Here is an 8,475-nt window from a genome sequence, read left to right as displayed (position 1 = left end):
CCCACAACGTCTCGGGGATGGGTCAGGAGTGCGGCACCGTCGCGGTGATGAGGGTGCCGTCGTCGCGACGGTTGCCGGACAGCGCGCGCAGGCTCGGACGGCCCGGGCGGACCGGGCCCTGCCCGTCGAGGGCCACGCGCACGGCCTCGCCCGGCACCACCTTGACCTGCTCCCCGCGCACGGCGACCTGCGCGCCCTCGCCGGTCTCGGCAGTGAGCTCGAGCTCGTCGGCGCGGACGGTGACGCGCAGCCGCGAGCCGTGCCACGTGACCCGGAACGTCAGCTCGTCCCAGCCCTGCGGCAGGCGCGGGTCGAAGGACAGCTCGCCGTCGTGGTCCCGCATGCCGCCGAACCCGAAGGCGAGCGCCGACCAGGTGCCGCCCGCGGACGCGACGTGCACGCCGTCGGAGGCGTTGTCGTGCAGGTTGGCCAGGTCCACCAGGAGCGAGGAGACGAAGTACTCCAGCGCCAGCTCGTGGTAGCCCACCTCGGCCGCGACGATCGACTGCACCACGCCGGACAGCGTCGAGTCCCCCGTGGTCAGCGGGTCGTAGTACTCGAAGTCGGCGAGCTTCTCCTCGGCCGTGAAGTGCTGACCCTGCAGGAACAGCGCCAGCACCACGTCGGCCTGCTTGAGCACCTGGTACCGGTAGATGACCAGCGGATGGTAGTGCAGCAGGAGCGGGCGCTTCGTGACCGGTGTCGCCGCGAGGTCCCAGATCTCCCGCTCCAGGAAGTGCGAGTCCTGGGGGTGGATGCCGATGCTCTCGGCGTACGGGATCGACATGTGGTCGGCAGCGCGCGTCCACTCGGTCGTCTCGTGCACACCGAGGGACAGCCGGTCGGCGAGCTTCGCGTAGTCCTCCGGGTACTCCTCGCGCATCCGTTCCACGACGAACGCCGCGGCGCGCAGGTTGAACCGCGCCATCACGTTGGTGAACAGGTTGTCGTTCACCACGGTGGTGTACTCGTCGGGACCGGTGACGCCGTGGATGTGGAAGTTGTCGTCGCCGTTCGCGCGCCAGAAGCCGAGGTCCTCCCACATGCGCGCCGTCTCCACCAGGACGTCCACGGCCTCGCGGCGCAGGAAGTCGGTGTCGCCGGTGGCCCGCACGTACTGCACCAGGGCGAAGCTGATGTCCGCGTCGATGTGGTACTGCGCCGTGCCGGCGGCGTAGTAGGCCGAGGCCTCCTCGCCGTTGATGGTGCGCCACGGGAACAGCGCACCCTTCTGCGACAGCTCCTGCGCGCGACGGCGGGCGGCGTCGAGCATCTGGTAGCGGAAGCGCAGCGCGTTGCGGGCGTACCGGGGGCTCGTGTAGGTGAGGAACGGGAGCACGTAGACCTCCGTGTCCCAGAAGTAGTGCCCCGAGTAGCCGCTGCCCGTCAGGCCCTTGGCGGGGACGCCCGACCCCTCCGCGCGCGCGGTCGCCTGGGCGAGCTGGAACAGGTTCCAGCGCACCGCCTGCTGGATCTCCGGGCGGCCCATGATCTCGACGTCGGACCGCGTCCAGAAGTCGTCGAGCCACGCGCGCTGCTGGTCGAGCTGCACCTGGACCCCTCCCGCGCGGACGCGGTCCAGCGTGCGGCGGCAGCGTTCGACGAGCTCTCGCGTGGGGACCCCGCGCGAGGTGTGGTAGCTCACCACCTTGGTCAGGCGGATCGGGTGCCCGGCCTTCGCGTCCACGCGGAACACGTGCTTGGCCAGGTCGTCGTCCACCTGGGTGCGCACGTCCCACTCGTCCTCGGTCTCGAGGTGGTGGTCGGCCGCGACCGCGAGCGTCATCCCGGAGTTGGTGCAGCGGTAGGACAGGACGAGGCGCTCGTCGTCGCCCCAGCGGGTCTGCGGCTGCAGCACCCGGCCTCCGAAGGCCTCCGCCTTGCGCGGGTCGAAGCCCTGCCCGAGGGACGCGGCCGGCACGTGGTACTCGTCCTGGCCGTCCTGGCGGTTGAGGATCTGCGACGAGATCGCGACAGGGGCGTCGGCGTCGAGCAGCGTGACCTCGAACGTCATCACCCCGAGGTGGCGCTCGACGAACGAGACCATGCGCTGGGAGCTCACGCGCACCCGCTTGCCCGACGGCGTGCGCCACAGGATCTCGCGCCGCAGCACGCCGTCGCGCAGGTCGAGCGCCCGCTCGTAGTCGATGAGGTCGGCCACCGGCAGGAGCAGCGGCTCGTCGTCGACGTAGAGCCGGATCACCTTGGTGTCCGGCGCGTTGACGATGGTCTGCCCCACCTTGGCGAAGCCGTACGCCTCCTCGGCGTGCCGGATGGGCCACGTCTCGTGGAAGCCGTTGACGAAGGTGCCGTGCGAGTGGGACTCGCGCCCCTCCTCGACGTTGCCGCGCATGCCGAGGTAGCCGTTGCCCACCGCGAACAGCGACTCGGTGACGCCCAGGTCCTCGGCCGAGAACTCGGCCTCCACCAGCCGCCACGGCTCGGCCGGGAAGCGCAGGCGGTCCACGGACCGCTGCTCGTCGGCGGTGCGCCTGATCATGCCTGTGCCTCCGGTCCGTCGACGGAGCGGGCGGGGGCGTCGAGCACCGACGCGTCCAGCTCGCCGAGGTCGCCCACCACGCGGTCGGCGCCGTGGGCGGTGAGGGCCTGCGCCCCGACCCCCCGGTCGACACCGAGCACCAGGCCGAACGGCCCGGCTGCTCCGGCCTGCACGCCGGACAGCGCGTCCTCCACGACGACCGCCTCGGCGGCGGGCACCCCGAGCAGCGCGGCGGCCCGCAGATAGGTGTCGGGGGCCGGCTTGCCGGCCAGGTGCTCGCGCGCCGCGACGTTGCCGTCCACGACCACGGAGAACCGGTCCGTCAGCCCGGCCGCGGCGAGCACCGCAGGCGTGTTGCGCGACGACGAGACGACGGCGACCTGCGCGCCCGCCGCGGTCACGGCGTCGAGGAAGCGCACCGAGCCGGGGTAGGGCGCGATGCCCTCGTCGGCGAACATGCGGTTGACGATCTCGTCCTTGCGGTTGCCGAGCGCGCTCACGGTGTCCTCGCCCGGGGCGTCGTCGGCCGTGCCGCGCGGCAGCTCGACGCCACGCGAGGCGAGGAACGTGGCGACCCCGTCGTAACGGGGCTTGCCGTCGATGTGCGCGAAGTAGTCCGCGGCGGTGTACGGGGCGAGGCCACGCGCCTCGCACCAGGGCGCGAAGAGGCGCTCCCACGCCCGCATGTGCACCTCGGCGGTCGGGGTGAGCACGCCGTCGAGGTCGAACAGCACGGCTCGGAGGCTGGTCACGGGCGTCCTTCGCAGGTCGGGGGCAGGTCGTACGACGACGGCTCACGGTCCGACGGGACCGGGCAGACGCCGAGGTTCAGCCTACGCAGTCGAGGGGGCCGGCCGGGACCCCTCGGGGCGCCTCGGCGAGATCTCCTCGGATCCGTCCCCGATCCGTCCCGGCCTCCTCAGACCTCCGCCCGCTCCCCGAGCGCCTCGGCCACGCGGCCGAGGTTGGCCAGCTCGGCGCGGTGGGTGTCGACGGGCTCCAGCCGGCGGCGCGGCGCGGCGAGGAGGGTCACGTCGGCGAGTCCCGCGGCGGGGAGCCCGACGCGCCGCCACGGCTCGGCGACGAGCCGCACGAGCTCCCCGAGCTGGGGGCCGGAGCACTGCGAGACGGTCGCGGGCGGCAGCCCCGCCCACAGACCGACGCCGCGCTCGGTGGCGCGCGCGAGCAGCTCCCAGGCGCGCTCGTTCCAGCCGCCGGGGCCCAGGTCGGCGAGGGCGATCCCCACGGCGTCGGCCCCGGCGAGCGCCACCGGCGGCACCCCGACCCAGGTCCCCCCGAGGTGCACCACGACGCGCGCCCCGGCGTCGTGCGCGGCGTCGACGACCGGCCGCAGGCCGTCGACGACGTCCGGCCCGGCCACGGCGCGCAGGCGCGAGAACCCGGAGAAGCTGGGCAGCACGCCCGCGTGCACCTGGCCGAGCAGCGGCTCGGTGAGCTGGAGGACCGGCGTCGCGCCGGGCACCTGCACCCGGACGGTCGCCAGGTGGGTGCGCACCGCCTCCGCCAGCGCGAGCGACAGGTCACGACGGGCGCCGGCGTCGGCGAGCACACGGTCACCGCGAGCCGACCAGAGCTCCGCCGCGAGGGTCCACGGACCGACCACCTCGACCGCGAGCGGGCCGGTGTGCCCCACCGCCGCCACCGCGAGCGCGGACAGGTCCTCCCGCAGGAGCGTCTCGGCACGTCGCAGGTCGACGCCGGGGTGGTCGGCGAGCTTCCACCCGTGCGGGCCGAGCTCGACCGGCATCTCCGCGAGCAGGGCTGCCGTGCGGCCGACCGGGTCCGCGCCCGGGCCGCGACCGGTGAGCTGGGCGAGGAACGGCACGGGGTCGACACCCGTCGGCAGGGACGCCAGGTCGTCGAGCACGGTCTGCTGGGCCACGAGCTCGTCGCGCGCGCCGCCCGGCCACGGGCCGTGCCCGGAGACGGCCGTCACAGGGCCGCCCCGGGAGTCGTCAGTTTTTTCACCACCACGTCACCTCCTCCGCCGCGTCACGCCGCGGCGGCTCGCTGCTCTCGTAAGACAGGAGCGGCCGTCGTCGGCGCTCACCAGGAGCACCGTATCGGCCGGACGAAGGAGTCCCGATGTCCGTGATCCTCGACCAGGCGCCCGCGTCACCCGCGGGCCCGGCCTCCCCGCTGCCCGCGTCGCTCCCGGCCCACCTGCCGTCGGCGGCCCGCGCGGTGGCCACGCGCGTGCACGCGAACGCGATGCCGTCGGGCGCCGAGGCGGTGCTGCGCCGCCAGCTCGCGCCCGGCTTCCGCAACCACGACGTGCTGCCGGGCTGCAACGGCGGCCCCGACGCCCTCGTCGCCACGATGCAGTGGTTCCACGACGCCTTCGACGAGCAGCACGTCGAGGTGCTGCACGCCGTGACGGAGGGCGACATGGTGGCCCTGCACGTCGCGTTCAGCGCCCTGCACTCGGGCTTCTTCCTCGGCGTGCCGCCGTCGCACCGGCGCTTCACGGTGCGCGAGATGCACCTGGTGCGCGTGGTCGACGGGCTCGAGGAGGAGCACTGGGTGACGCGCGACCAGGTGTGGTGGGAGCACGAGCTGCGCCGCTGAGCGCATCCGGCCCGGGCATCCGGCCCAGGCACCCGCCCAGGCACCCGACCCCCGGCGGCGCTCGCGGGCGGAGCGCCGTGGGAGACTGCGGGCATGCGGATCACCGTGCGCAACGCCCGTTTCCAGCAGCTGCAGACGTTGCTCACGAACCGCACCAAGCGGGGTCGCGCCGGGGAGTTCCTGGTGCAGGGCGTGCGGCCGATCACGATGGCCGTGGAGCACGGCTGGCAGGTGCGCACCCTGCTGCACGAGACGGACCGGCGACTGTCGTCCTGGGCGCAGGACCTGCTGCAGGCCACTGGCGCCGAGACGATCGCGATGGCGCCCGACCTGCTCGCGGAGCTCGCGGAGAAGGACGCCGGCGCCTCCGAGCTGCTCGCCGTCGTCGCGATGCCGGCCGACGACCTGGACCGCGTCCCCGTCGGTCCGTCCTTCCTCGGCGTGGTGTTCGACCGGCCCACGCAGCCGGGCAACGTCGGCGCCGTGGTCCGCTCCGCCGACGCGTTCGGCGCCGACGGGCTCGTCGTGACCGGGCACGCCGCCGACCCCTACGACCCGAAGTCGGTGCGGGCGTCGACCGGCTCGCTGTTCGCGCTGCCCGTGGTGCGCGCCGCCGCCCACCACGAGGTCCTCGAGTGGGTGGGGCGGCACCGCGCGGCGGGGACGCCGGTGACCGTCGTCGCGACCGACGAGGACGGCGACGCCGCGCCCGCCGACGTCGACCTCACCGGTCCGGTGCTGCTGGCCGTCGGCAACGAGACCGCCGGGCTGTCGAAGGGGTGGCGGGAGGCCGCCGACGTCACGGTCGCCATCCCGATGGCCGGTTCCGCGAGCTCCCTCAACGCGTCCAACGCGGCGTCCATCGTGCTGTACGAGGCGCACCGCCAACGGCTCGCGCGCGCCTGACCGGACGGCGCCGAGGCACCCGGGTCGCGCGGCACCCGGGTCGCGAGGCGGCCGGGTCAGCCGCGCCAGGCGCGTGCGACGGTGCCCTGCCCGAGCACGCGCGTCCCGCGGTAGACGACCAGCGACTGGCCTGCCGCCACGCCCCGCAGCGGGCGGCCGGTGAGCTCGACGTCGATCGACGCGGCACCGTCGGCGTCCGTCGTCGCCCGCACGCGCGCAGGGACCGGCGCGCCGTGCGCGCGCACCTGCACCTCGACGTCGTCGAGCCAGCCGGGCCCCGCGTGCTCGACGGGCGTCGTGAACCACACCGCCTTGCCGGCGGACACCCGGTCCACGCTCAGCAGCTCGGCCGGTCCGACGACCACCGTGTTCGACGACGTCTGCACGTCCACCACGTACCGTGCGCGGCCGTCGGCCGCCGGCCGGCCGAGGCCGAGGCCCCTGCGCTGCCCGACGGTGAACGCGTACGCGCCGTCGTGCTCGCCCACGACGTTCCCCGCCGTGTCGACGACCTCCCCCGGTCGCGAGCCCAGCCGGTCGCGCAGGAAGCCGGGGGTGTCGCCGTCGGCGACGAAGCAGATGTCGTACGAGTCCGGCTTCGCGCTCACCGACAGGCCGCGCCGCTCGGCCTCCGCCCGGACCTCCGCCTTGGACGCGAACCCACCGAGGGGGAACATCGCGCGCGCCAGGCGGTCGGGGCCCATGACGGCCAGCACGTACGACTGGTCCTTCTCGTCGTTGGGCGAGCGGTGGAGCTCGCGGGTCGCCGACCCGTCCGCCCCCTCGCGCGTCACGACCAGGGCGTAGTGCCCGGTGGCGACGGCGTCGAAGCCGAGGGCCGTGGCCTTGTCCAGGAGTGCCTCGAACTTGATGTGCTCGTTGCAGCGCACGCAGGGGTTGGGGGTGCGACCCGCCTCGTACTCGGCCAGGAAGTCCGCGACCACCGTCTCCTCGAACCGCTCCGAGAGGTCCCACACGTAGTACGGGATGCCGAGCACGTCCGCGGCCCGGCGCGCGTCGCCGGCGTCCTCGATGGAGCAGCAGCCGCGCGAGCCCGTGCGGAACTGGTCCCGGTTGCGGCTCAGCGCCATGTGCACGCCGACGACGTCGTGCCCCGCCTCCACGGCGAGCGCCGCGGCCACGGCCGAGTCCACGCCGCCCGACATGGCGGCCAGCACCCTCATGCCGCACCCCCCGCCCGCACCGGCGCCGGGCCCGAGACGAGCCCGGCCGCGCGGGCCCGCTGCACCACCTGGGGCAACGCCGCGACGAGCCGGTCGACGTCGTCGGGCGTCGACGTCGCGCCGAGGGAGAACCGCAGCGCGCCGCGCGCCTCCAGCTCCGGCACACCCATCGCGAGCAGCACGTGCGACGGCTGCGGCACGCCCGCCTGGCAGGCCGAGCCTGTCGAGGCCTGCACGCCGGCCGAGTCCAGCAGGTACAGCAGCGAGTCGCCCTCGGCGCCCGGGAAGGTGAAGTGGGCGTTGCCGGGCAGGCGGGCCGCGGCCCCGTCGGGGGTCGCCGGGTCGGGGCCGCGCAGCACGGCCTCGGGGTCGGCGGCGCGGACACCCGCGACCAGCGTGTCGCGCAGCGCCGCGAGCCGCACCGCGCGCTCCGGCCGCTGCTCGACCGCCTCGGCCAGCGCGACGGCGAAGGAGCGGATCGCCGGCACGTCGAGCGTGCCGGACCGCACCCCGCGCTCCTGACCGCCACCGTGCACCACCGCCTCCAGCGGCAGGTCCCGGCGGGCCAGCAGCGCGCCGACGCCCAGGGGGCCGCCGATCTTGTGGCCCGTGACCGTCATGGCGTCCACGCCCGAGGCCGCGAAGTCGACCTCCGTCTGGCCCACCGCCTGCACGGCGTCGGTGTGCACCGGCACCCCGTGCTGGTGCGCGAGCCGCACGACGTCGCGCACGGGCTGCAGGGTGCCCACCTCGTTGTTGGCCCACATGACCGAGACGAGGGCGACCTCGTCCGCGTGCTCGGCGAGCTCGGCGCGCAGCGCCACGAGGTCCACGCGGCCCTCGCCGTCCACCGGCAGCAGCACGATCTCCGCGCCCGCGTGCCCGGCGAGCCAGAACGCGGGGTCCAGGACGGCGTGGTGCTCGACGGCGGACACGAGCACCCGGCAGCGGCGCGGGTCCTGTCGGCGCCGGCCCCAGAAGATGCCCTTGATCGCGAGGTTGTCCGCCTCCGTGCCGCCCGCGGTGAAGATCACCTCGCTGGGGCGCGCACCGAGGGACGCCCCCACGGACTCGCGCGACTCCTCGACCGTCCGCCGCGCCGCCCGGCCTGCCGAGTGGAGCGAGCTCGCGTTGCCCGTGCGGCCCGCCTCCGCGACGTACGCCTCGAGCGCCGCGCGGGACATGGGCGTCGTGGCGGCGTGGTCGAGGTAGGCGCCGGCCGGCGCCTCGGGGGTGGTCACGGTCCCCCAGTCTACGAACTGTCCCGCACGGCAACGAGCGTGCTGACTTCGTCCT

General features: G+C 74.8%; 7 protein-coding genes. 2 read left to right on the top strand and 5 right to left on the bottom strand.

The annotated features are described in order from the left end of the window. Positions 1 to 22 precede the first annotated feature (22 nt). The 3 genes from ACFT55_RS04320 to ACFT55_RS04310 form a co-directional block, all read right to left on the bottom strand. Positions 23 to 2,500, bottom strand: coding sequence for a glycoside hydrolase family 65 protein (locus ACFT55_RS04320; protein ID WP_380241857.1), 2,478 nt, complete (start codon positions 2,498 to 2,500; stop codon positions 23 to 25). Further along, the gene (locus tag ACFT55_RS04315) at positions 2,497 to 3,252 is read right to left on the bottom strand and encodes an HAD family hydrolase (RefSeq protein ID WP_380241855.1); all 756 of its coding nucleotides are present in this window, start codon (positions 3,250 to 3,252) and stop codon (positions 2,497 to 2,499) included. The genes ACFT55_RS04320 and ACFT55_RS04315 overlap by 4 nt, the downstream gene beginning before the upstream one ends. A gap of 167 nt (positions 3,253 to 3,419) precedes the next feature. After that, positions 3,420 to 4,457, bottom strand: a complete 1,038-nt coding sequence (locus ACFT55_RS04310; RefSeq protein ID WP_380241853.1) for a hypothetical protein — start codon at positions 4,455 to 4,457, stop codon at positions 3,420 to 3,422. Between the two features lie 149 nt (positions 4,458 to 4,606). Here ACFT55_RS04310 and ACFT55_RS04305 point away from each other — a divergent pair, with 149 nt between their 5' ends. After that, positions 4,607 to 5,089 (top strand): ester cyclase, encoded by a 483-nt coding sequence (locus ACFT55_RS04305; protein ID WP_380241851.1) that lies wholly within the window; start codon positions 4,607 to 4,609, stop codon positions 5,087 to 5,089. Between the two features lie 93 nt (positions 5,090 to 5,182). Beyond that, positions 5,183 to 5,995 carry a TrmH family RNA methyltransferase gene (locus ACFT55_RS04300; RefSeq protein ID WP_380241849.1) on the top strand — a complete coding sequence of 271 codons (813 nt, stop codon included), beginning with the start codon at positions 5,183 to 5,185 and terminating at the stop codon, positions 5,993 to 5,995. 56 nt (positions 5,996 to 6,051) lie between these two features. On the opposite strand, the gene mnmA is transcribed toward ACFT55_RS04300, so the two are convergent. Beyond that, the gene (mnmA, locus tag ACFT55_RS04295) at positions 6,052 to 7,179 is read right to left on the bottom strand and encodes a tRNA 2-thiouridine(34) synthase MnmA (protein ID WP_380241847.1); all 1,128 of its coding nucleotides are present in this window, start codon (positions 7,177 to 7,179) and stop codon (positions 6,052 to 6,054) included. Further along, entirely contained in the window at positions 7,176 to 8,363 is a 1,188-nt protein-coding gene (locus ACFT55_RS04290) for a cysteine desulfurase family protein (protein ID WP_380241861.1), read from the bottom strand. Before ACFT55_RS04290 ends, mnmA begins: the two co-directional genes overlap by 4 nt. Positions 8,364 to 8,475: the final 112 nt, after the last annotated feature.

Origin of the sequence: Isoptericola sp. NPDC057191 (genome assembly GCF_042670225.1) — a bacterium.
Lineage (GTDB): Bacteria > Actinomycetota > Actinomycetes > Actinomycetales > Cellulomonadaceae > Isoptericola.
The sequence above is the reverse complement of the archived record's forward strand: the minus strand, read 5'-3'. Positions and strand labels throughout refer to the sequence as shown.